This is a genomic window from Nocardioides carbamazepini, assembly GCF_024614185.1.
GTDB lineage: Bacteria > Actinomycetota > Actinomycetes > Propionibacteriales > Nocardioidaceae > Nocardioides > Nocardioides carbamazepini.
Map to the genome: position 1 here is coordinate 42,037 of NZ_JAHTLF010000013.1, position 22,976 is coordinate 65,012.

Below are 22,976 nucleotides of genomic sequence, written 5' to 3' on the forward strand. Positions count from 1 at the left end.
ACATGAGCGACCCCAGGATCCGCCGGGCGGGTGTCGCCGTCGCGGCGCTGTTGGCGCTGACCGGCCTCGTCGCCTGTGGCGACGGCGGGGACAAGGAGAAGGACCCGCCCCCGGAGGCCCCGTCGACGCAGACCACCGCGGCCGAGCCCGACCCCGGGCCGGCGACCGGCGCCTGCTACGTGCTGCAGTACGACGCCGCCGTCGCCCCGACCTCGACGGTCGACGCCGTCGACTGCGCCCAGCCGCACACCAGCGTCACCTTCGCGATCGGCGCCATCGACGCGGTGGTCGACGGCCATCTGCTCGCCGTCGACTCCGACCGGGTCCAGGCGCAGGTGTCCTCGGCGTGCCCGAGCCAGCTGCTGACGTACGTCGGGGGCACGCTCACGAACCTCCGGCTGTCCATGATCCGTTCGATCTGGTTCACGCCGACCGTGGAGCAATCGGACGACGGCGCGACCTGGTACCGCTGCGACGCGGTGCTCCTCGACGGCGCCTCGAAGCTCGCCGACCTCGACGGCGACCTCAAGGGCGTGCTCGACGCACCGACCGTGCCCGACCGGTATGCCATGTGCGGCACCGCAGCGCCCGATGCCCCGGACTTCGAGCGGGTGCGCTGCTCGGCGAAGCACTCCTGGCGGGCCATCGACGTCGTCGTCTTCGACGCCGCGGACTACCCCGGCGTCAAGCAGGTCCGTGCCGCCGGCCGGACCCGTTGCGAGGACGCCGCCGCCGACGTCGCCGAGGACCCGTTGACCTTCAAGTGGGGCTATGAATGGCCCACCAAGGAGCAGTGGGCGATGGGCCAGAAGTTCGGCCGCTGCTGGACCGCTGACTGAGCTTTCCTGCGCGAGCGTGTCGGCGCTTCGCTTGACACGCTGCCGCGCCGCGGTTGGCTTCCGTAGGCCCGACCTTGACGTGGCGGCAAGACGGTCGGCTCGCGGAAAGGCTCGCCTCCTCCGCTCCGGTCGCTCGTGCCTCGCTCCCTGCGCTCCGTCGCCCTCGCTTCCCGCGAGGACCGACACGTGGGGTGACGGGCGCGCGCTAGAAGCCCAGTTTGCGGAGCTGACGCGGGTCGCGCTGCCAGTCCTTGGCGATCTTGACGTGCAGGTCGAGGTAGACCGGGGTGCCGAGGAGGGCCTCGATCTGGTGGCGGGCGGTGGTGCCGACCTGGCGGAGGCGGACACCCTTCTTGCCAATCATGATGCCCTTCTGGGAGTCGCGCTCGACGTACAGGTTGGCGTGGATGTCGAGCAGCGGCTTGTCCTCGGGACGGTCCTCGCGCAGGCCCATCTCCTCGACGACCACGGCGATGGAGTGCGGGAGCTCGTCGCGGACGCCGTCGAGGGCGGCCTCGCGGATCAGCTCCGCGACCAGGATCTCCTCGGGGGCATCGGTGAGATCGCCGTCGGGGTAGAGCGGGGGCCCTTCAGGCATCAGCCCGACGAGGAGGTCGCCGAGGAGCGCGATCTGGTCGCCGCCGACCGAGGAGACGGGCACGATCTCGGCCCACTCCGTGCCGGTCTCGCGGCCCAGCTCGGCGATGTCGAGCAGGTGCTCCCCGATCCGCTCGGGGGTGGCGAGGTCGGTCTTGGTCGCGACCGCGATCTTCGTCGTCCGGCGGACCTTGGCCAGCTCGTTGACCAGGAACCTGTCGCCGGGACCGACCTTCTCGTCCGCCGGGAAGCAGACGGCGACGACGTCGACCTCGGCCCAGGTGGTCTTGACCAGGTCGTTGAGCCGCTCCCCCAGCAGGGTCCGCGGGCGGTGCAGCCCGGGGGTGTCGACGAGCACCAGCTGACCGTCGGCACGGTGCACGATGCCGCGTACGACGGTCCGGGTGGTCTGCGGCTTGTCGGAGGTGATCACGATCTTCTGTCCGACGAGCGCGTTGGTCAGCGTGGACTTGCCGACGTTGGGGCGGCCGACGAAGCAGGCGAAGCCGCTGCGGTAGCCCTCGGGCACGTCGCCGAGCCCGAAGACCGGCGCCGCCGGCGGGGGCAGCGCGCCGAAGTCCTCGTCGAACTCGTCCTCGTGGTCGAAGTCGTCGTCGTGCTCGCTCATCACGGTGCCTCCCGGGCAGCGTCGTAGTCGGCCCAGATCTCCTCGTCGGACTTCCCGGCGGCCTTGCCGGCCCGCCAGATGGGGCCCGGGTCGACGGCGCGCGGCTGGCGCTTCGTGACCGAGCGCCAGTAGCCCATGACGTCGTAGTGGGTGCTGGGGAGCTTCCGCTCCCGCATGAGGTGCTTGCGGATCGCCCGCATCTGGGCGGACTCGCCGGCCATCCAGAAGTAGCCGTCGCCCGCGGGCCAGTCGATCCCCTCGACGACCTCGGCGAGCCGGCTCTCCTCGCCGAGCGGGAGCCAGGTGACGGCGGCGGAGGGAGGGAAGTAGCCCTCGATCCTCGAGTCGGCCGGCACCTCGGCGTGGATCCGGACCGGCAGCCGGTCACCGTGCTCGGCGGCGATCCGCGCCATCGCGGGCAGCGCGGTCAGGTCTCCGACGAGCAGCAGCCACTGCGCGTCGTCCGGCGGCAGGAAGGAGCCCTTGGCCTCGGTGAGCACGACCTGCTGACCGATCACGTCATCGGGGTCGCCGGAGCCGCCGGACGCCCACTCCGTGACCAGCCCGACCTCGTGCACGACGACGTCGAGCACCATCCGGCCCTCGGCGAAGGAGCGCACCGTGTAGTAGCGGCTCTGGAACTGGCCCGGCACGACCAGGCCGACCCACTCGTCGGCGATCCCGGTCGACACGAAACCGGGGACGTCCAGCACCAGCCGCACCAGGTGCGGCGTCACCTGCTCACGCCCGCGGACCGTGGCGTCGTACTGCTGGGCCCGGGTGCTCACCCACCAAGGCTAGTGGTCACGGCTCCGGACACCCACTCACCGGTTGTCGCCTCACCGGTTGTTGACGGTGGCGCGGTACCTGCGGTGGGACGCGTCGGTGGGGACGAGGAACAGCGAGGTCGCCTTGAACTTGCGGCGCTTGACGGTGTAGGTCCCCTGCCCCGGACCGGGCCGCTTGGTGGTGAACGTGAGCTCGAAGCTGCGGTTGGAGCCGCGGGTGACGAGCGGGATGTTGGAGATGTCGACCAGCTTCATCCTCAGGCGGACACCCGGCCCGGTGACCGTGAACCTCGCCTTGCGGTGCTTCTTGAACCGCGTGCGGCGGTAGAGCCTCGCGTTGCGGGTGAACGCCCGCTCCTCGACCGAGGCCGGAGCGGCGGCGAGCTCGGGGACGGCGACGGCGCGCGGCGCGGGCAGGCCGATGACGGCGACGGCCGCACCGGTGGCACTCGTCGCGAGAACGGCACGGCGGGTCAGGTCGGTCATGGGTTCCTCCTGGTACGACGCGGGCGGTGGCCTCGGACGTGGCCTAGCATCGGCGCGTGGGTACGAACGGGTGGCTGGGCCACGAGGACTTCGCCGGACTGGTGGGTGACACCTTCGAGCTGGTGCTCCCGGATGCGGAGCGGCTGGCCCTGGTGCTGCGCGAGACCTCGCTGGTGGGCCAGGTCGGCGGCGTCGGCCCGGACGGCGTCGCCCGGGAGCAGTTCTCGCTGCTCTTCACGGGGCCGGAGGCTCCGGTCCTGGCACAGGCGACCTGGGCGGTCAGCCACGTGGGCCTCGGCGACCTGGAGCTGTTCCTGGTGCCGCTCGGCCCCGCCCCGGGCGGCATGCGCTACGAGGCGGCATTCGCCTGATCGTGCTGCCCGGAGACGGCTCACGTCGCGCTCCGTTCCATCAGCACGTAGACACCGCGCTGGGACACGGGACGGAACCCGAGACGCCGGTAGAGGGACGCGGCCGGGTTGTGCACCTCGACGTGGATGCTCGTCGAGCGGCCCGACGCGACCGCCTCGTCGATGACCCGGGCCACCAGCGCTCCCCCGATCCCGCGACCGCGGAACTCGGCGGTCAGGGCGACGTCGACGATCCGGACGTCGGCGTCGCGACGGCTGACGTAGAGACGCCCGGCGGACCGGCCGTCGACCTCGACGATGTCGAAGCTCCCTTGCGGGTGGGCGCCGCGGTACTGCGCCGTCTGGAGGTCGTGCTGCATCCGCAAGAAGGCCTCGCGCTGACCGGGCTCCCAGACGACCTGGTCGAGCTCGGTGGCCCGGATCTCGCCGTACAGGGCGAGCAGGAAGGCGTCGTCCGCGTCGGTGACCGGACGCAGCGCCACCCGCTCGAGGATCGTCGTGCCCATGGCCGGCTCCGTCCTCACCCGCGCGGCGGGAACACGCCCTGCAGGGCGATGCAGAAGTAGAAGGTGAGATAGGGCTGCATGTTGTTGTGCGCCTGGTCGCCGCCGGCCGGGCTCAGCGCCTCGGGGCCGAGGTGGTGGCCGGTGGGCGGTCCGGCCCGGTAGAGCGCGCCGCCCGAGGACGCCGTCAGTGCGGCCTCCTCGCTGGGCACGCTCGTGTCGCCGATGCCGTCGAGGTTGGCCTGCAGCGCGTGCGTGTGGGACGGGATCTCCGACTCCAGCAGCGTCACGGTCTCCGAGCCGCCGGTCTCGCCGAGGTCGTGCAGGCTCAGCCCCGGTCCCTGCCCGGGATGCATCGGCGCCCGGCCCTGGAGGTCGGGCAGCGCGAAGTTGGACTTGCCGTCGCCGCCGTACGTCGTGCCGAGGAGCGAGAACAGCGCCGTGTTCTGCGACAGCGGCAACAGCTGGCCGTCGCACCACGCCCAGCCCCGCGGGGCGAAGTTGAAGGGAAAGATGCGGATCTCCGCAACGAAGGGGTCTGCCATGACAGGTCCTGGTCCTAGGTGGGCGACGGGAAGATCCCGAAGAGGGAGATGATGAAGCTGACGCACAGGTACGGCTGGAGGTTCGGGTGCGGCTGGCTGCCCCCGGTCGGGGTGATCGCCGCCGGGCCGAGGCGGTCTGCGCCCTGCGCGGCCGTGCCCGGGGTGGCGTTGACGTAGGGCACCACGTTCAGCGACATCGCGGGCAGGTTGCCGGCGGGGCTGACCTGGGTGCCGGGCCTGCCGTCGACGGCCGGCAGCCGGTGCGTGTGGCTCGGGATCTGCTGGGGGCCGAGGGTGACCTCCTCCGCGCCACCCGTCTCCGCGAGGAGGTAGCTGCCGCCACCGCCGGCACCCTGGTGGACCGGGATCCGGCCGCGCAGGTCGGGGAGAGCGAACGTGCTCTCGCCGTCCCCGCCGTACGTCGTCCCGACGAGCTGGAACATGGTCTCGTTCTCGGAGATCGGCAGGAGCTGTCCCTCGCAGAACATCCAGCCGGCTGGGGCGAAGTTCCCCGCGAACATGCGGATCTCGCCGACATAGGGTTGGGCCACGACTGCTCCTAGGTGGGGCTCGGGAAGATGCCCTGCAGCGCGATGCAGAAGCTGAGGGTCACGAAGGGCTGCAGGTTGAGGTGGGCCTGGCTACCGCCGGTGGCCGTCACGGTCTGCGGGTGCAGGGCCGTGCTCGCCGGTCCGGGACGGTAGGCGTTGTTGGCACCGCCGAGGTAGGCACCGGCCGGGCTGGTCACGCCGCCCGCTGCGGTCGTCGACACCGCGACCTGGTGCGTATGGGTGGGCAGCTCAGCGATGCCGAGGGTGTGGGCCGGCTCCCCGCCCCGCTCCCCCAGGGTGTGGCCCGCTCCCACGTGGATGGGGGTACGACCGCGCAGGTCGGGGAGCGCGAAGTTGACCCGGCCGTCACCGCCGAAGGTGGTGCCCAGCAGCGAGAACAGCGCCTGGTTCTGGTTGATCGGCAGGAGCTGGCCGTTGCACAGCGCCCAGCCCTTCGGGGCGAACCCGAACGACATCAGCCGGATCTCGGAGAGGAACGGCTCAGCCACGGGGCCTCCTGGTGGGACGTGGGATCGAGGTCATGGTGCGGGCAGGACCGGGCACGACGCCCCGTCGAGGCTGGCGGGCAGGTCGGCGGTCGCCCGGACGACGGGCAGGTTGGTCGGGTTCGCAGCGACGATCCGGGCCTCGGCCGCCGCGGTCCCGGTGCCGACCGCTCCGGGGACGTGGACGCGGGTGTTCTGCCGCTGGCGCACCAGGACGTCGGTGATTGGACTCCCGAGAGCCCCGCTGCCGCCGAGGTCGTTGTCGCGGACGTCGGCGCAGACCTCGAAGGTGTCCCCGGGCCGGGTGCCGACGTTGTAGTGCACGCCCTGCTTGGGCAGGGTCGCGGTGGCCGCGGCGGTGCCGGGCTCGCTGATGACGTTGCCGGTCACGACCGTGTTGACGACTCCGGCCTCCGCACCGGCACCTCCACCGGCGAGGACCTCGACGCCGTAGTTGTTGTAGCCGCGGATCTGGTTGCCGGTGACCGCCCACTCGATGGAGCCGCGGCCGAGCTGCTGGAGCTTGAGCGCGGAGCCCGACAGCGAGCCGGAGTCGGCGACGCCGGACGCCCCGATGGTGTTGTTCGCGAAGGTGCCCTGCTGCCGGGCGGCACCGGGTCCCTTCGCGATCAGCACGCCCGTCCCGACCGCGCCGCGGAAGGTGTTGCCGGTGATGTTCATGGTGGTGCCGCCGGCCGCGCCGTCCTGGTAGACGGTCACCCCGCCGCCGCCCGACGAGATGGCCGGGTGCGCGTTGACGAAGCTGTTCGCGGTGAGCACGAGGTCGCCGGCGCCGGACGCGGAGTGGCCGTACTGGAGCAGGTCGCCCGCGGCTCCCTGGACCGTGCTGTTGCTGATCGTCACGGGGAAGTCGCCGGTGCCGCTGGAGTCCAGCGCGATGGCGTCGTTCTCGGGTCGCCCGCCGGCCGAGCCGAAGGTGACCCGGTCGAGCGTGAGACGCACCAGCGAGGTGTTCACGTTGGTCACCCGCAGCGTGTCCTCGAGCCCACCGGCGAGGAACGTGTCGGTGATCGACGCCGTGCCGGAGAGGTTCGTGAGGAGCACCGTCGACTCGTCGTACGGGGTCACACCGGAGGTGCCGATCACGCCGTTGACCACGCTGTGGGTGAGCGTGAGTCCCCGGGTGCGGTCGCCGCGGAGGCCGTAGTTGCCGGCGTCCTGGACCCACATCCGGGTCAGGGAGGGCGTCGCGGTGTCGGTGAGCACGATGCCGGTGCCGGCCGGCGCCGTACCGGAGTCGTCGCCACCGGTGCTGCCGGCGATCTTGCCGCCGGTGCAGCCCGAGGTGTCGGCGGCGGTGCAGGTGCCGCCGGCGCCGGTGACGACCAGCGAGCCGGCGTCACCGGTGCCGTTGAGCACGATGCCGTTCGGCGCTCCGGTCGAGCTGATCCGCTCGAAGGTCAGGTCGTCGGCGCCGATCCGGGTAGCGGTCAGGCCCAGGGCGCGGCCGGTCCCGCTGCTGATCCGGTTCACGGTGCCGGTGACGACCAGGGTGCCTCCGCTGGCGTCGACTCCCTTGCCGCTCGTCGTGGTGATACCGAGGCTGCCACCGGTGAGGCGGAGGGTGTGGCCGCCGCCGGCTCCGTTGTTGGTGAACGCGATCGCGTCGCCGGTCCCGGTGTCGAGCGTGGTGCCCGCGGCGCTCAGCACGGTGCTGCCACCGAGGTTGCCGCTGACGAGCAGGCCGCCGCCGTCGTCGGCGGAGTCGGTGACCTTCTTGCTGATCGTGACGGTCCCGCCGGTGCGGCCGGTGACCTCGAGCGAGCGGCCGGCGCCGTTGGCGAGGGTGCCGTCGTAGGTCACGGCACCGCTGCCGCCGTCCACCACGAACGCGGCGCCGGTGTGGCCGGTGACGGTGCCGTCGTGGGCGACGAAGGAGCCGCCGCCGAGCCCGCTGAGCCGGATGCCCCGGCCCGCGCTGCCGGTCGAGCTGACGCTGGCGAAGGCCAGGGACGACTCGAGGGCGGTGGCCACGTCGATCGCCGGTCCGCCGTTGGCGTCGAGTGTCGAGGACCCGGTGTCGGGCACGGTGATCGCGCCCGTGCTCTGGAGGCTGAGCGCGGGCGTGGCGCCCGAGATCGTCCGCAGCGCGAGCCTGCCGAAGGTGACCGGACCCCCGGCACCGACCAGGCTGACGCCGCCGCTGCCGGAGCCGGTGACCGTGATGTCGTCGAAGGCGCTGCCCGTGAGCGTGGTGCCGACGACGGAGAGTGCCTTGGCGCCGGCGGTCGTGATGCTGATCGTCGTGCTCGGGGTGAAGGTGACCGTCCCGGTCGAGGTGAGCTCGACGCCGACCGAGCCGCTGGTGACGCCTGTCGCGGCCGTGTTGTCGACGACCAGGTCGCCGACGACGAACGTCCCGGACGTTCCGGCCAGCCGCAGCGCCGCCTGCGTGGCTGCCGCGCCGGTGTCGATGATCCGGAGGTCGGTGAGCGTGCCGCCGATGTCGGTGCTGCCACCGTCGATCGCGCTGCCCGCTCCGGACGGGTCGAGCAGGAGACCCGTGACGGTGTTGCCTGCGTTCAGGTTCACGACGCTGCCGGACATGGCCGTCAGGCGCGGTCGTGAGGAGGGTACGGCGGGGGCCAGCGTGCTGGTGCCGATGCTGAGCGCGACGGCCTGGCCGACCAGGCGCTGGTCGGCCTTGAGGGTGACGCCGGCGTCGTACCCGGCGCCGGTGCCGTCGCCGCCGAGGACGTAGATCGTCTGGCCGGCCAGCGAGGCCGCCTGCGCCTGGGCGAGGGTGTTGAAGGGAGCGGTCGACGTGCCGGCGTCCCCGGCGGCGTCGTTGGAGACGTACCAGACGCACCCGGCCAGCGCGATGCTGACCGTGGCAGTGGCGGTGCGGGCTCCGGCGGGGTCCTGGTCGGTCACGGAGTAGGTGAACGTGTCGCCGGTAGCGACACAGCCGGTGGGCGGGGTGTACCTGAAGTCGCCGTCCGCCTCGAGGGCCACCGATCCGCCCGCGGTGGTGGTGACGGTGCCGGGGACGACGGCGAGCGAGCCGGCGGTCTCGACGTCGGTGGCCCCGGCCAGCAGGTCGCGGGTCAGGGACTTGTGCGGTCCGCCGGCGGCCATCGCCGCGTCGGTCGGGTCGTCGACGACCAGGACGGTGTTGCCGACGGCAGCGTCCGCTCCGCCGACGGAGAGCGGAGCCGCGGTCGGCGCGTCGTTCACGCAGGTCACGGTGACGGTCACCGTGGCGGTCGAGCCGCCGGTGATCGTGTAGCCGAAGCTGTCGAGGGTCGTGCCCGGCGGGTCGTTGCAGTAGTTCGCGGCCGGCGTGTAGGTCACCCGGGTGCCGTCGATCGCGGTGGTGCCATGGCTCGGCTGGCCCACCTGGGTGACGACGGGGTCCAGGTCGCCGGGGAGGTCGTTGGCGAGCACGTCGATGGTGGCCGCGGTGTCCTCGGTCGCGGTCGCGGCATCCGGCTTGGCGACCGCGGGGTCGATGACGCAGGTGACGGTGACCGTCACCTGGGCGGTGTCACCGCCGGTGACGGTGTAGCCGAAGGTGTCGGGCGCGGTTCCGGGCGGGGCGTTGCAGTAGTCGGCATCCGGCTCATAGGTCAGGCCGGTGCCGCCGCCCGTGATCACGACGCTGCCGTTCACCGGCTGGGTCACGGCGGTGATCTCGATGCCGGTGCCGTCCGGGTCCAGGTCGTTGGCCAGCACGGGGATGGCGGTGGCCGGATCGTCCTCGGTCACCGTGGCCGTGTCGTCGACGGCCACGGCCGGCTCGGCGACACAGGTGATGGTGACGGCCACGGTGGCGGTCGAGCCGCCGGTGATCGTGTACGTGAAGGTGTCCGACGCACCGCCCGGGCCGGTGGTGCAGTAGTCGGCGTCCGGTGTGTAGGTGATCGTGGCGCCGTTGGTGGTCGCGGTGCCGTGGCCCGGGGTGCCCACGGCGGTGATCGACGGCGGGGTGTCCCCGATCCGGTCGTTGGCGAGGGCGGCGATGATCTCGACGGCGTCCTCGTCGATGGTGACGTCGTCATCGACGGCCTCGGACAGGTCCTCGACGCAGGTGACCGTGACGCTCACGGTCGTGGTGGGACCGTCCGCCAGGGTGTAGGTGAAGGTGTCGGCGGCGCCGCCCGGCCCGGTCGTGCAGAAGTCCGCGTCGGGTGCGTAGGTGAGGCCGGTGCCGCCGCCGGTGACGACGACCGTGCCGTGGGCGGGCTGGGTCACCGAGGCGATCGCGAGGGGGTCATCGTCCGCGTCGACGTCGTTGGCGAGCACGGGGATCGCGGTGGCCGGGTCGTCCTCGGCGAGGGTCACGACGTCGGGGTGCGCGACGGGGGCGTCGGCGACGCAGGTCACGGTGACCCGCACGGTCGCCTCGTCCCCGCCGGGCGCGAGCGTGTAGGTGAACGAGTCGTACGCCGGCGCCGGGGTGCAGTGGTCGGGGTCCGGCTCGTAGCTCAGGCCCGTGCCGCCGCCGGTCACCACGACCGTGCCGCCCGTCGGCTGCGTGATCGACCCGATCGTGAACGGGTCGCCTTCGACGTCAGTGTCGTTGGCCAGCACGTCGAACGAGGTCGCTGCGGAGTCCTCCGTGACGGTGCGGGTGTCGTCGACGGCGACCGGGGCGTCGTCGACACAGGTGACGACGACCACGACGTTCGCGTCGTCGCCGCCGGGAGCGAGGGTGTAGCCGAAGGTGTCGGCCGGTCCTGCCGGCTGGGCGTTGCAGTAGTCGGCGTCCGGCTCGTAGGTGAGACCGGTCCCGCCACCGGTGACGACGACCGTGCCGTGGGCCGGCTGGGTCACCGAGGCGATGCGCTTGTCTCCCCCGTCGACGTCGGCGTCGTTGGCCAGGACGTCGATCGCGGTGGCGGGATCGTCCTCGGTGAGGGTCTCGGTGTCGCCGACGGCGACCGGCGGATCGTCGACGCAGGTGACCGCGACGGAGACCGCGGCCGTCGCCCCACCGGGCGTCAGCGTGTAGGTGAACGTCTCGGGCGTCGTCCCGGGCGGGGTGGTGCAGTGGTTCGTGGCGGGCCGATAGGTCAGCCCGGCACCCCCGCCGGTGATGACGACGGTGCCGTGGGTCGGCTGGGTCACCGACGCGATGACGAGCGGGTCGCCGTCCGCGTCGGCATCGTTGGCGAGGACCGGGACCGCCGTGGCGTCCGCATCCTCGGCCACGGTCGCGTCGTCGTCCCGGGCCGTCGGGTCGTCGGCCAGGCAGGTGATGTCGACGGTGACCCGGCCGGTGTCGGTGCGCCCGGTGCCGTCGTCGACGGTGTAGTCGAAGTGACCGGCGCCGGGGCCGCAGAGGTCTGCCTCGGGGTGGAACCGGATCGTGGTGCCGGCCAACTGGACCGTGCCGCCGGCCGGGCTCGCGACCCCGGTGACCGCGAGCGGGTCGCCGTCGGGGTCGGTGTCGTTGGCCGCGGGACTGCCGGCACCGCCCACCGACAGGTCCAGCGCGGTGTCCTCGTCGGTGCCGACTGTGTCGTCGACGGCGACCGGGGCTCCGGGCAGCTTCGGCGCCGGGGGCGGGGGTGGCGGCGTGGGCGGGCCCTGCTCGTCGGCTCCCCCGTCGAGCCGGTCCTTGCCGGGGCCACCACGCAGGTCGTCGTCGCCCCGACCGCCCTGGAGCCGGTCGTCGCCGGGCCCGCCCCGGAGCTGGTCCGCTCCGACACCGCCGCGGAGGAGGTCATTGCCCGCGCCGCCGTACAGCTGGTCGGCGCCACCACCGCCGCGCAGCAGGTCGTCGCCGCCGCTGCCCCACAGCACGTCGTCACCGGGGCCGCCGGCGATGACGTCGTCACCCGGGCCGCCGCTGATGACGTCGTCACCCGCGCCGCCGTCGATCCGGTCGTCGCCACCCCGTCCGCAGATGACGTCACGCCCGGGGGTCCCGGTCAGCACGTCCGGGCCGGGGGTGCCGACGATGGTGCAGGCACTGCGTGCCGGTGGCGCGGGCCTCGCGGGTGTCGCGGAGGCGCCCGCCGGTGCCGTCGCCAGGACCAGGGCCGTCAGCCCGATCCAGCTCGTCGTCCTTGCTGCACGCGTGGTCGTACGACCGAACGCCATTGACCGTCCCCAGCCTGTTGTCCCCACCAGTGCGCACGACGCAGCACCGAACCCCCGAGATCTCCGCATTCTCGCACCACCACGTCCTCGTGGGGGTGAAAACCGGGACGACCCGGGACCAAGGTCCCGGGTCGTCGCGATGGACGGGTTCAGAAGTCGTGCCGGAGGGGGTACCCACTGACCCCGTCGTCGCTCCGGGTCGCCAGCACGTGGTGCAGCTGGATCTCGTCGCGCTCGAAGGCGATCCGGGAGCCGGCCATGTAGAGCCCCCACACCCGGGCCGTGCCCTCGTCGGTCTCGGCGACGCAGGCGTCCCAGTTGTCGGCGAGGTTGCGGCACCACCCGGCCAGGGTCTTCGCGTAGTGGACCCGGAAGTTCTCGTGGTGCTGCACCTCGAGACCGGCGTCCTCGACAGCCCCCACGATCGTGCCCGACCCGATCAGCTCCCCGTCGGGGAAGACGTAGCGGTCGATGAACGCGCCGGTGCGGCGGTCGACGTTGTCGCGGCGCGTGATGCAGTGGTTGAGCATCCGGCCCTGGGGCTTGAGCTTGTCGCGGATGAAGCCGAAGTAGGCGGGGTAGTTGGCGACGCCGATGTGCTCGGTCAGGCCGATCGAGCTGACGGCGTCGAACCCGCCCTCCTCGACGTTGCGATAGTCGGAGTGGCGCACCTCGGCCAGGTGGTCGAGGCCCTGCTTCTTGATCTCCTCCTGGGCCCAGGTGGCCTGCTCACGCGAGAGGGTCACGCCGAGCACCTGCACCCCGTAGTGCTGGGCGGCGTGGCGCACCATGCCTCCCCAGCCGCAGCCGATGTCGAGCAGGCGCTGCCCGGGCTGGAGACCGAGCTTGCGGCAGATCAGGTCGTACTTGTGCTCCTGCGCCTCCTCGAGGGTGGCGTCCTCCGTCGGGAACACCGCGCAGGTGTAGGTCATCGACGGGCCGAGGACGTGCTCGTAGAAGGTGTTCGACACGTCGTAGTGGTGCTGGATCGCGTCGGCGTCGCGCTCGGCCGAGTGCCGGCCCCACCGCCCCAGCGAGCGCAGGCCCTCGAGCCGGTGTCGCCAGGCCGGAAGGTGCTCCTGCGGCGGCGGCGGGGGCGGGACGAGGTGGCTCAGGCCGAGCGTGCGCAGCACGCCGACCAGCTCGAGCGGACCGGGGATCCCGAAGTCGGTGTGGTCCTTGAGGAGCGAGAACGCGGCGTACGGGTCGCCCGGGTGGGCGCCGTGGAGGATCAGGTCGCCGGCGACATAGGCCCGGGCGAGCCCGAGGTCGCCGGGCGCCGTCATGATGTAGGAGAGCCCGCGCTCGTTGACCAGCTCCACGCCGTACGGCAGGGACTGGTCTCCGGCCACCGAGCCGTCGTAGGCCTTGAGCCACAGGGGCAGGCCGCCCGGGAAGAGGGACGCGATCGTGGGCGCGATGCCCCCACCTGTCTGATCTGTCATCGGCTTCGCACCGCCTTGTCATAGAGGGTCGTCAGTCGGTCATCGGGATCGTGGACGCGCTTGACCGCCGCGAGCCGGGCGGTGTTGTAGAGCGCGTCGAAGGTGTCCTTGTCGTAGTAGGCGTCCGAGTAGAGCGACTTGTGGCCGCCGAGCTCGTCGACCTTGGCCTCGATGGCGCGGTTGCGCGGGCCGTCGGGAGCGTCGGGGCCGACATGGACGGTGCCCCAGAAGCCGACGTTGACGTAGGTCTTGCCGGTCTCGAGCGGGTACAGCGGCCACGGGCGGGTGGTCGCCAGGGGGCACATCCACACCGGCCGCATGCCGATCTCCTCGTCGAACCAGGTGAGGAACTCGCCCAGCCGCTCGACGGGGACCTCGATGTCCTGCACGACCCGCTCGCGCATCGGACGACCGGCCCGCCTGTCGAGGCGATCGGCGATGCCGAAGCGCCGATCGAGGTGGAGCATCCGCATGTAGACGTCGGAGCGCCGGTAGCGTCGCGGCCAGAACCGGCGGATCCGCGGGTTCTGGGCGCCGAAGGCGCCCGAGCACCAGAACCAGTCGGTGTCCCAGCGCCACAGGTAGTCGTGGAAGGTCAGCCGGTCGCGGTCGCAGGTCTGCAGCGAGCGGTAGTAGATCTGCTGCCCGGCGTAGTCGGATGTGGGGCCCGGCTCGTCGGTCCAGCGCGCGAGCGTGAGCACGTGCTCGCCGGGACCGAAGGAGACCCCGTCGAGGCCGTGGACCGGCTCCCCGTCGTACTCCTGGGTGGCGGTGATCTCGGCGATCGTCTTCGCGAGCAGGCCGGCGTCGTCGATGCGCAGGTGGCGCAGCGCGACGTACGGCGGCACGGCGGCCAGCTTGATCCGCAGTCGAGTGGCGTAGCCGAGCGATCCGTAGGAGTTGGGGAAGGCGTCGAAGAGGTCACCGTGTGGACCTTCAGGGCCGGGGCGCGTCGTGACGACCTGCCCGCTGCCGGTGAACACGTCCATCTCCAGCACCGACTCGTGCGGCAGCCCGAGCCGGAAGCTGGTCGACTCGATCCCGAGACCGGTCACGGCACCACCGAGGGTGATCGTGCGCAGTTGCGGCACGACGAACGGGACCAGGCCGTGGGGCAGCGTCGCATCGACCAGATCCTCGTAGGTGCACATGCCCTGCACCTCGGCCACCGGGCCGTCGGGGCTGTCGGGCAGCACCTCGATCACGCCGTCGAGACCGCTCACGTCGAGCCCGGGAGCGTCCGTGGCCGCGCGCGCCCGGAACAGGTTGGTCGTGCGCTTCGCGAGCCGCACGGGCTGGCCGGCGGGAATGGCGGCGTAGGAGTCCGCGAGCCGCTGAACGGCCCGTTCATGCTCCGCCCAAGCACGGTTTGCCATAGTTCGAAAATACTCCTACCCGGGGACAACGGGTTCGCTGGGGTTGGTTGACCTCACTCAACCAGTTGCTGTCTCGTAGGGCCAAGTCGATTTCAGGGCCAACCATTCCCGTAGGGCGATCAGGACCGCCCACGCGGGCGGTTCGTAGACTGGCCGGGTGGAGATCCTGACGGCGGCGCGATCCGGGAGCGGCCTGCGGGGCGCCTCGCGGTACCTGCTGCTGGGCGGTCTGCTGGCGGGAGCGGTCATCGTCGGCCTGGTGACCATGCACACCGTGAGCCTGCACGGCACTCCGGCCGCGCACGCGGCCGCAGCCGCGGCAGCCCGCGTCTCCAGCACCGTCTCCAGCACCGTCTCCAGCACCGAACCGGGCGCCGGCGACCATGAGCCCGCCGGGCACGCGGGCGCGGCGTGCGTGGGCTGTGGGGCCGACGGCTCGCTGGACATGGCGATGGTGTGCACCCTCGCGCTCCTGCTGGTCCTGGTCGTGCTCGTGCCGCCCCGGCTCCTGTCCCGGTGGACGCACACGCCGCCTCGGCGTACTCCCTTCGCGCGCCTCCTCGCGCGGACGCTGGCGCGAGCGCCGTCCCTGCACCTCCTCTGCATCAGTCGCACGTGAGGGACGGCCACCCGCGCGTCCCCATGGCGCGGGTGGCTCCCCCACCCCACCGGCGTGCGGTGCCGTCCGGGCCCGCGCGTCTCCAGCGACTTCTTGCACCAGGAGAGACACACCCATGAAGCGACCTATGGCAGCGCCCGCTGCCCTGGCCCTGTCCGCTGCGCTGATCCTGGCCGGCTGCTCGTCCGAGGACGATGCGATGCCCGGCATGGACCACGGCTCCTCCGAGCAGGCAGCGGACGTCAACGACGCCGACATCATGTTCGCGTCGATGATGATCGTCCACCACGAGCAGGCCATCGAGATGAGCGACATCGTCCTCGCGCAGGACGGCGTCGCCCCGGAGGTGATCGAGCTCGCCGAGGCGATCAAGACCGCCCAGGGCCCCGAGATCGATCAGCTCCGGGGCTGGCTGGACGACTGGGGCGTCGACCCCGACGACCAGGGCGCGGACGGGATGGACCACGGCGACGGGATGATGAGCGAGGAGGATCTGGCCGCTCTGGAGGCGGCCGACGGCGCCGAGGCGTCGCGGCTGTTCCTGGAGCAGATGATCGTGCACCACGAGGGGGCCGTCGCGATGGCCCGGGCCGAGGTCGACGACGGGAGGAACCCCGATGCCGTGGAGCTCGCCCGAGGCGTCATCGACGCGCAGACCACCGAGATCCAGGAGATGAACGACCTCCTGGCCGCCCGCTGACCTGACCGACGACCGGTGCCGGGACACCCGTGTCCCGGCACCGCCCCGTCGGTCCCTCGCCGAAGGACCCATCATGACCCGCCCGACCATGACCCACCCCGCCCTGCCCCGACGGCGCATCCTCGCCCTCGCCGCCGCCCTGCCGGTCGCCGGGCTCGTTCTCACCGGATGTGGATCCGGCCCGTCCGAGTCCGTGTCGCCCGCCACGTCAACCCCACCCGGCGCCGCGAAGTCGGCCGACGAGCTCCTCGCCGAGCACGGCCTGTCCGGTCTCGGCACCGCGCAGCTGGTCGACCGACTCGACGCCCTCCCCGTCGCCGAGCGACCTCGGGACCTGATCGCATCCGTGCGGCCCGACAGCCTGGTGCTGACCGACGGCGAGGGACGCGAGACCCGGATGCCGATGCCCGAGGACCGGTTCTACGTCTCGGTGGCGCCCTACCAGGAGCAGACGCACGAGTGTCACTTCCACAGCCTGACCACCTGCCTCGGCGAGCTCGCTCGGGCCGAGATCCGGGTGACGCTCGTCCGCGATGACGGCGCGGTCCTGCTCGACGAGGTGCGGGAGACGTTCGCCAACGGCTTCACCGGGCTCTGGGTGCCTCGTGGCATCGAGGCCACCCTCACCATCGAGTACGACGGCCGGTCGGGAACCGCGCCCGTCTCCACCGTGGAGCGAGAGGACCCGACCTGCATCACCACGCTGCGACTCAGCTGAGCGGGCGTCGTCCCCCGCCCGGTGCTCAGAGCCAGCCGTTCCCGACGGCGAGCGGGACCGCCTCGGGCCGGCTGCTCGCCTCCGTCAGACGCTGAGCGTGGCGGCGACCGTGCCGCGGGCGTCGCCGACGTGGATGACGACACCACCACCGCCGGCGAAGTCCGCGAGTACCGCGGCGTCCGGCTCGGTGAGGTCCCGGGCGTCCCCGAGGACGACGCAGGCGTCGACACCTGTGGAGCCCGAGGCGACCGCCATCGCGACGACGGCCTGGACCGCGGTCAGCCGGAGCGACGGCAGGTCGACCGTGGCGGCGGCGTACGTGCGGCCGTCGGTGTCGCGCACCGCCGCGCCCTCCGCTGCCTGGATGCGGGCCCGGGTGGCGCGGGCGAGGGTGACGAGCTTCTGGTCCTCGGCGGACAGGTCGGACATGGATCCATCCTCTCAGCCGGGCGGGGTGGTCCGGCAGGATGGGGTCATGCCCGCCTACTGGATCAGCAGCTACCGTGCCATCGACGACGCCGAGCGGATGGCGGCCTACGCGGCCCTCGCCGTGCCGGCCCTGACGGGAGCCGGCGGCCGGTTCCTGGCCCGGGGCCTGCCGGAGCAGGTCTACGAGGCCGGGCTCGAGGAGCGCGTGGTGCTGATCGAGTTCGACAGCGTCGAGGCCGCGCGCGCGGCACACGACACCCCGGCCTACCAGGAGGCCCTCGCCGCCCTCGGCGACGGTGCCGAGCGCGACATCCGGATCGTCCCCGGCGCCTGATGGGGCTCCACCTGCGCCTCCGGCCGGGACGGCCCGACATCGGCCGGTACGCCGACAGGTTCGGCCTGCCTCAGTCCGCGGACGGCGTCGGGGTGACCTTCCTCGGCGTCGCCAGCCTGCTGATCGAGGACGGGACGTCGGCCGTGCTGACCGACGGGTTCTTCAGCCGCCCCTCGCTCCCCCGCGTGGCGCTGGGCAGGCTCGCCCCCGACGAGGAGCGGATCGCGCAGACCCTGACGCGGGCCGGGATCGACAGGCTCGACGTCGTCACACCGGTGCACACCCACTACGACCACGCGATGGACTCGGCGGTCGTCGCCGCACGCACGGGCGCCCGGCTGCTCGGAGGCACCTCGGCCGCGCAGGTCGGCCGGGGCGGTGGCCTGCCCGAGGACCGGATCGGCGTCGTCGTCCCCGGGGAGCCGATCCGGGTCGGCAGGTTCACCCTGACCTGGGTCGAGGGCGAGCACTGCCCGCCCGACCGCTACCCCGGGCGGATCACCGGTCCCGTCGTGCCGCCGGTACGGACCACCGCCTACCAGTGCGGGGAGACGTGGTCGATCCTCGTCGAGCACGACGGCGGTCGCACGGCACTGGTCCAGGGCAGCGCCGGATTCCGCCCGGGTGCGCTCGCCGGCCGGCGGGCCGACGTGGCCTACCTCGGCATCGGGCAGCTCGGCATCCAGGACCGCGCCTACATCGAGCAGTACTGGGCCGAGACCGTGGAGGCGGTGGGCGCCCGGCAGGTGGTGCTGATCCACTGGGACGACTTCTTCCGGCCCCTCGACCGGCCGCTGCGCGCCCTGCCGTACCTCGGTGACGACCTCGACGCGACGATGTCCGTGCTCACCGCGCTGGCCGATCGGCAGGGAGTCGGCCTGCACCTCCCGACCGTGTGGCGTCGCGAGACCCCCTGGGCGCTCCTCGGCTAACGCCCTCCGAGGACAGCCCGGCAGGGAATGATGGCCGCCCAGGCCGCCGGCGCGATCCCGACCACGATCGAGCCGGCCGGGCGTCCCTCGCAGCGCGCGACGAGGTCGCGCGTCGTGGGCCACGCCTCTCCGCTCTCGCGGGCGACGCCGTACGACCGTCCGGCCGCCAGCGCGGCCCCGAGGACACCGACCGCGACACCGACCGCGAGCACCTGCTGCCAGCGCACTCGCGCCAGGTCGAGGGCGACGACCAGCAGCGCGCACAGGAACAGCCCGGAGGTGGTGGCGTAGCGGAGCAGTCCGGAGGCCCGCCACTGCTGTGGCTCCCAGGAGCCGAAGGTCATCCACGAGTCGAAGTTCAGGACCACGCTGGCGCCCCACACCAGGGTCGAGGTCGACACCAGCCCGACCGCCAGGGTCCGGTGCCGCGCGTCTCCCCGACGCACCAGCACCGCGAGCGCCACGGCCGGCGGCACCAGGAGCACGAGAAGGCCGGCGGAGCCTGCCGTCTCCACGACGCGCGCGGCCAAGCCACCGGTGTCGGTCCACGACGCCGATCCGGTCTGACCGGCGAAGCCCAGCACGAGGTCCGCGGGCGACCACCCGTCGCCACCCCGCGGCGGGCGCGGCTGCACCCGGCTCACGACCACCTGGGCCAGTCCCCCGGCAAGCAGCGCACCTCTCGGCAGCCAGCGCTCCCGGTCACGCCAGCCGACCAGCATGAGCGGCGCGAGCAGGACGACGACAACCTCCGTCAGACCGACCAGCAGCCCGGCGACGGCCCACCCGGCCGCCGCGGAGCGTGACTGCGGTCGGTGCAGGACCAGCCAGAACCCGAGCCACAGCCCGAACCCGTGCAGATTGGCCAGGTTCCCGAGCGCCTCGAACCCGGCCGAGGGCAGCAGTACCGGCACCATCGCGACCAGACAGCGGACCATGACCCGGTCGATCAGGTCCTCGGTGAGGACGTAGGTGAGTGCGCAGACGAGTCCGACCGTCGCGACGGCGGCGCCGGTGGTCGCGACGGCGTACTCGGCCGGCGGCACCACAGCGACGACCGCCTCGGCGAGCAGGCGCGGGACCAGGTGCAGGTAGCCGTCGTACGACGCCCAGGGCGGCACGCCGGCCAGGGCGTCGCTCAGGAAGATCCGGCCGTCCTCCGCCCAGAGGCGGTTGCGGGCCGGCACGGGGACCCGCCACCAGCCGTACGCCGTGGCGACGATCCCGAGCACGAGCGGGACGGCGACGCGGCGGGGTGGGAGCACGCCGGAATCCTGTCAGTCGTCGGCGGGGGCGACCTGCGGAACGCGGGAGATCAGCACCGTACCGATCTTGTTGCGCCGCCCCGCCGCCTGCTCGGCCTCGAAGCGCAGGCCGTGTGCCTCGACCACCGAGCCCGGGATCGGGACCCGGCCGAGGTGCTTGGCGAGCAGGCCGCCGACCGAGTCGACGTCCTCCTCCTCGATCGCGAAGCCGAAGATCTCGTCGAGGTCGTCGACCGGGTAGCGCGAGGACACCCGGACCTCGTCGTCCCGGCCGTCGCCCACGCGCTCGACCTCGACCTCAGCCTCGTCGTACTCGTCGGTGATCTCGCCGACGATCTCCTCGAGCAGGTCCTCGATCGTGATCAGTCCGGCCGTGCCGCCGTACTCGTCGACGACGATCGCGACATGGAGTCGGCGCAGCTGCATCTCGCGCAGGAGGTCGTCGACCGGCTTCGACTCCGGTACCCAGACGGCGGGACGCATGACCTCCTCGACCTTCTGGGTGAGCTCGACGTCCGGCGCCTCGAAGTCGCGGCGCACGACGTCCTTGAGGTAGGCCATGCCGAGCACGTCGTCGAGGTTCTCACCGACCACCGGCACCCGGGAGAAGCCCGAGCGCAGGAACAACGACATCGTCTGGCGCAGGTTCTTGTGGTTCTCGATGTAGACCACGTCGCCGCGCGGCACCATCACCTCGCGCACGGTGGTGTCGCCGAACTCGAAGACGGAGTGGATCATCCTCCGCTCGCCGGCCTCGATCAGCTCGCTGGCCTCCGCGATGTCGACCAGCTCCCGCAGCTCGGTCTCGGTCTGGAACGGTCCCTCGCGGAATCCCCGCCCCGGAGTGATCGCGTTGCCGACCAGGATCAGCAGCCGCGGGATCGGTCCGAGCACCGTCGTCAGCGCCGACAGGGGCCAGGAACACCAGATCGCGACGGTCTCGGCGTGCTGCCTGCCCACGGTCCGCGGAGCCACGCCGATGACGACGAACGACACGACCAGCATCACCGCGAGGACCAGGCCCGCGCGGGCCCACCAGGACGCGTCGAGCCGGTCGTCGACGTACAGCGTCACCACGACGATCGCCGCGATCTCGCACAGCAGCTGCAGCAACAGCGCGGTGTTCAGGTGACGCGGCGCATCCTCGAGGAGGACGACCAGGCGCCGGGCACCTGCGCGCCCCTCGCCCACCATCTCCTGCGCGCGGGCGCGCGAGAAGCCCGCCAGCGCGGCGTCCGCCGCGGCGAACAACCCCGAGAGCACCACCAGGACGGCCGCTGCACCCAGCGGCCACAGACTGTCGGCGATCATCCCCGCTGCCCCGGCATCACGAGGCGGCCACGTGGGCGCGCCACTGGGCCAGGAGCTGGTCCTGGAGACCGAACATCACCTTGTGCTCCTCCGGCTCGGCATGGTCGTAGCCGAGGAGATGGAGGATGCCGTGGGTGGTGAGCAGCTCCAGCTCGGCGAGCGTGCCGTGTCCGGCCGCCTCGCCCTGGCGCTCGGCGACCACCGGGCAGAGCACGAGGTCGCCGAGGACACCCTCCTCGGGCTCCTCGGTGACCAGGCCGGGACGCAGCTCGTCCATGGGGAAGGCGAGCACGTCCGTCGGCCCCTCCTTCTCCATCCACTTCTCGTTGAGCTCGGCGATGGTGTCCTCGTCGACCGCCTTGATGCAGAGCTCGGCGAGCGGATGGACGCGCATCTGGTCCATCACGAACCGCGCGAGCCGCGAGAAGTGCTTGACGTCGAGCCCGCTGCCGGACTCGTCGAGGATCTCGATGGTCACTGCTCGCCCGGCTTCCCGGCCTTGTGGGCCGCCTTCTGCTTCTCCGACCGGGCATCGAACTCGTCGTAGGCCGCCACGATCCGGCCGACCAGCTGGTGACGGACGACGTCGTGGCTGGTCAACCGGACGAAGGCGAGGTCCTCGACACCGTCGAGGATCGACTCCACGACCCGCAGCCCGGAGTTGGTGCCGGAGGGCAGGTCGACCTGGGTGACGTCGCCGGTCACCACGATCCTCGACCCGAACCCGAGCCGGGTCAGGAACATCTTCATCTGCTCGGGCGTGGTGTTCTGCGCCTCGTCGAGGATGATGAAGGAGTCGTTCAGGCTACGCCCGCGCATGTAGGCCAGCGGGGCGACCTCGATGGTGCCCGCGGCGAGCAGCTTGGGGACCGACTCCGGGTCGAGCATGTCGTGGAGCGCGTCGTAGAGCGGGCGCAGGTAGGGGTCGATCTTCTCGCTCAGCGTGCCCGGCAGGTAGCCGAGCCGCTCGCCCGCCTCGACCGCCGGGCGGGTGAGGATGATCCGGTTGACCTGCTTGGCCTGCAGCGCCTGGACCGCCTTCGCCATGGCGAGGTAGGTCTTGCCGGTGCCGGCCGGGCCGATGCCGAAGGTGATCGTGTGCTGGTCGATGGTCTCGACGTAGCGCTTCTGGTTCAGCGTCTTGGGCCGGATGGAGCGGCCCCGGTTGCTGAGGATGTTGAGCGAGAGGATGTCCGCCGGCCGCTCGGAGGTGGCGGTCTGCACGCGCAGCATCGCCTCCACGCGCTCGACGACCTCGGGCGTGATGCCCTGACCGGTGCGCAGGATGGCGACCAGCTCGTCGATCAGCTTCTCGGCGAGCTCGATCTCGTGGACGTCGCCGGACAAGGAGATCCGGTTGCCGCGGACGTGGACCTGGACACCGAACCGCTTCTCGATGATGCCGAGGTGCTCGTCGCCCGGGCCGAACAGCGTGACCATGTCGATGCTGTTGGGCACGACCACGGTGTGGCGGGTGGGAGCGGGCCGGGTGGCTGCGGTGACGTTGGGGAGTGAGTCGGTCATGGAGGCCCGAGGACGGGCGGCCTTTCAGGTACGACGATGCGGCCTCTCCATGGTACGTGGCGGGGCCCCGGCGCGCCCACTCGTTTGCTCAGCCCGGGGGCCAGGTCATCGGCCGGCCGGCGAGCACGTGGCAGTGGGTGTGGAAGACGGTCTGCCCGACACCGGCTCCCGTGTTGAACACGAGCCGGTAGTCGTCGTACCCCTCCCCGGTGGCGACGGCGCGCGCGGTGGTGGCGATCTCGGCGAACATCGTGGCGTCGGCGCCGGCCGACGCCGCGGCGTTCGGCTCGTGGTCGCGCGGCACGACGAGGACGTGCAGCGGGGCCTGCGGGTTGATGTCGCGGAAGGCGACGGTGCGCTCGGTGGTGTGGACGACCTCGGCGGGGATGTCCCCCGCCACGATCTTGCAGAACAGGCAGTCGGGTGCGGCGGTCACGGGG

General features: G+C 72.1%; 23 protein-coding genes. 7 read left to right on the forward strand and 16 right to left on the reverse strand.

Annotation, left to right across the window (positions count from 1 at the left end; genetic code table 11):
- The first annotated feature begins 2 nt into the window (after nt 1–2).
- Nucleotides 3–839 (forward strand): septum formation family protein, encoded by an 837-nt coding sequence (locus tag KVF89_RS07105; protein ID WP_257424534.1) that lies wholly within the window; start codon nt 3–5, stop codon nt 837–839.
- 205 nt (nt 840–1,044) lie between these two features.
- On the opposite strand, the gene era is transcribed toward KVF89_RS07105, so the two are convergent.
- The 3 genes from era to KVF89_RS07120 are packed head-to-tail and all read right to left on the reverse strand — an operon-like array spanning nt 1,045 to nt 3,338.
- Complete coding sequence (era, locus tag KVF89_RS07110) at nt 1,045–2,064, reverse strand: GTPase Era (RefSeq protein ID WP_257424535.1); 1,020 nt, start codon at nt 2,062–2,064, stop codon at nt 1,045–1,047.
- Nucleotides 2,064–2,852, reverse strand: coding sequence for a siderophore-interacting protein (locus KVF89_RS07115; protein ID WP_257424536.1), 789 nt, complete (start codon nt 2,850–2,852; stop codon nt 2,064–2,066). Before KVF89_RS07115 ends, era begins: the two co-directional genes overlap by 1 nt.
- A gap of 51 nt (nt 2,853–2,903) precedes the next feature.
- A complete protein-coding gene (locus KVF89_RS07120) occupies nt 2,904–3,338 on the reverse strand; it encodes a DUF6916 family protein (RefSeq protein ID WP_257424537.1) in 435 nt (144 codons plus the stop codon).
- A gap of 56 nt (nt 3,339–3,394) precedes the next feature.
- Here KVF89_RS07120 and KVF89_RS07125 point away from each other — a divergent pair, with 56 nt between their 5' ends.
- A complete protein-coding gene (locus KVF89_RS07125; RefSeq protein ID WP_257424538.1) occupies nt 3,395–3,709 on the forward strand; it encodes a DUF6916 family protein in 315 nt (104 codons plus the stop codon).
- Nucleotides 3,710–3,729: 20 nt separating this feature from the next.
- Here KVF89_RS07125 and KVF89_RS07130 read toward each other — a convergent pair whose 3' ends face one another.
- The 7 genes from KVF89_RS07130 to KVF89_RS07160 form a co-directional block, all read right to left on the reverse strand.
- Nucleotides 3,730–4,215, reverse strand: coding sequence for a GNAT family N-acetyltransferase (locus tag KVF89_RS07130; protein WP_257424539.1), 486 nt, complete (start codon nt 4,213–4,215; stop codon nt 3,730–3,732).
- A 14-nt stretch (nt 4,216–4,229) separates the two neighbouring features.
- Nucleotides 4,230–4,757 carry a phage tail protein gene (locus KVF89_RS07135; protein WP_257424540.1) on the reverse strand — a complete coding sequence of 176 codons (528 nt, stop codon included), beginning with the start codon at nt 4,755–4,757 and terminating at the stop codon, nt 4,230–4,232.
- A gap of 14 nt (nt 4,758–4,771) precedes the next feature.
- Nucleotides 4,772–5,308 (reverse strand): phage tail protein, encoded by a 537-nt coding sequence (locus KVF89_RS07140; protein ID WP_257424541.1) that lies wholly within the window; start codon nt 5,306–5,308, stop codon nt 4,772–4,774.
- A gap of 8 nt (nt 5,309–5,316) precedes the next feature.
- The gene (locus KVF89_RS07145; protein ID WP_257424542.1) at nt 5,317–5,817 is read right to left on the reverse strand and encodes a phage tail protein; all 501 of its coding nucleotides are present in this window, start codon (nt 5,815–5,817) and stop codon (nt 5,317–5,319) included.
- Between the two features lie 30 nt (nt 5,818–5,847).
- Complete coding sequence (locus KVF89_RS07150; protein WP_257424543.1) at nt 5,848–11,883, reverse strand: Ig-like domain-containing protein; 6,036 nt, start codon at nt 11,881–11,883, stop codon at nt 5,848–5,850.
- A gap of 149 nt (nt 11,884–12,032) precedes the next feature.
- The gene (locus KVF89_RS07155) at nt 12,033–13,328 is read right to left on the reverse strand and encodes an SAM-dependent methyltransferase (RefSeq protein ID WP_257424544.1); all 1,296 of its coding nucleotides are present in this window, start codon (nt 13,326–13,328) and stop codon (nt 12,033–12,035) included.
- Entirely contained in the window at nt 13,325–14,704 is a 1,380-nt protein-coding gene (locus KVF89_RS07160; RefSeq protein ID WP_257424545.1) for an FAD-binding oxidoreductase, read from the reverse strand. Before KVF89_RS07160 ends, KVF89_RS07155 begins: the two co-directional genes overlap by 4 nt.
- A gap of 157 nt (nt 14,705–14,861) precedes the next feature.
- Here KVF89_RS07160 and KVF89_RS07165 point away from each other — a divergent pair, with 157 nt between their 5' ends.
- The 3 genes from KVF89_RS07165 to KVF89_RS07175 all read left to right on the forward strand — a co-directional run bounded on the left by KVF89_RS07165 (nt 14,862) and on the right by KVF89_RS07175 (nt 16,741).
- A complete protein-coding gene (locus KVF89_RS07165; protein ID WP_257424546.1) occupies nt 14,862–15,323 on the forward strand; it encodes a DUF6153 family protein in 462 nt (153 codons plus the stop codon).
- Nucleotides 15,324–15,450: 127 nt separating this feature from the next.
- Nucleotides 15,451–16,023 (forward strand): DUF305 domain-containing protein, encoded by a 573-nt coding sequence (locus tag KVF89_RS07170; protein WP_257424547.1) that lies wholly within the window; start codon nt 15,451–15,453, stop codon nt 16,021–16,023.
- A gap of 73 nt (nt 16,024–16,096) precedes the next feature.
- The gene (locus KVF89_RS07175) at nt 16,097–16,741 is read left to right on the forward strand and encodes a CueP family metal-binding protein (protein ID WP_257424548.1); all 645 of its coding nucleotides are present in this window, start codon (nt 16,097–16,099) and stop codon (nt 16,739–16,741) included.
- 84 nt (nt 16,742–16,825) lie between these two features.
- Here KVF89_RS07175 and KVF89_RS07180 read toward each other — a convergent pair whose 3' ends face one another.
- A complete protein-coding gene (locus tag KVF89_RS07180) occupies nt 16,826–17,170 on the reverse strand; it encodes a cytidine deaminase-like protein (protein WP_257424549.1) in 345 nt (114 codons plus the stop codon).
- A gap of 46 nt (nt 17,171–17,216) precedes the next feature.
- Between KVF89_RS07180 and KVF89_RS07185 the strand changes: the two genes are divergently transcribed.
- Both KVF89_RS07185 and KVF89_RS07190 read left to right on the forward strand, forming a co-directional pair.
- Nucleotides 17,217–17,504 carry a DUF1330 domain-containing protein gene (locus tag KVF89_RS07185; RefSeq protein ID WP_257424550.1) on the forward strand — a complete coding sequence of 96 codons (288 nt, stop codon included), beginning with the start codon at nt 17,217–17,219 and terminating at the stop codon, nt 17,502–17,504.
- On the forward strand, nt 17,504–18,436 hold the full coding sequence (locus KVF89_RS07190; RefSeq protein WP_257424551.1) for an MBL fold metallo-hydrolase: 933 nt from the start codon (nt 17,504–17,506) through the stop codon (nt 18,434–18,436). The genes KVF89_RS07185 and KVF89_RS07190 overlap by 1 nt, the downstream gene beginning before the upstream one ends.
- Here KVF89_RS07190 and KVF89_RS07195 read toward each other — a convergent pair.
- From KVF89_RS07195 to KVF89_RS07215, 5 genes are all read right to left on the reverse strand, one after another.
- Entirely contained in the window at nt 18,433–19,701 is a 1,269-nt protein-coding gene (locus tag KVF89_RS07195; RefSeq protein WP_257424552.1) for a hypothetical protein, read from the reverse strand. The genes KVF89_RS07190 and KVF89_RS07195 overlap by 4 nt on opposite strands.
- Before the next feature lie 12 nt (nt 19,702–19,713).
- Nucleotides 19,714–21,012 carry a hemolysin family protein gene (locus KVF89_RS07200; protein WP_257424553.1) on the reverse strand — a complete coding sequence of 433 codons (1,299 nt, stop codon included), beginning with the start codon at nt 21,010–21,012 and terminating at the stop codon, nt 19,714–19,716.
- 16 nt (nt 21,013–21,028) lie between these two features.
- Nucleotides 21,029–21,490, reverse strand: a complete 462-nt coding sequence (ybeY, locus tag KVF89_RS07205; RefSeq protein WP_257424554.1) for an rRNA maturation RNase YbeY — start codon at nt 21,488–21,490, stop codon at nt 21,029–21,031.
- Nucleotides 21,487–22,536 carry a PhoH family protein gene (locus tag KVF89_RS07210; protein WP_257424555.1) on the reverse strand — a complete coding sequence of 350 codons (1,050 nt, stop codon included), beginning with the start codon at nt 22,534–22,536 and terminating at the stop codon, nt 21,487–21,489. Before KVF89_RS07210 ends, ybeY begins: the two co-directional genes overlap by 4 nt.
- Before the next feature lie 88 nt (nt 22,537–22,624).
- Nucleotides 22,625–22,972, reverse strand: coding sequence for an HIT domain-containing protein (locus KVF89_RS07215; protein WP_257424556.1), 348 nt, complete (start codon nt 22,970–22,972; stop codon nt 22,625–22,627).
- Between the last annotated feature and the right edge of the window lie 4 nt (nt 22,973–22,976).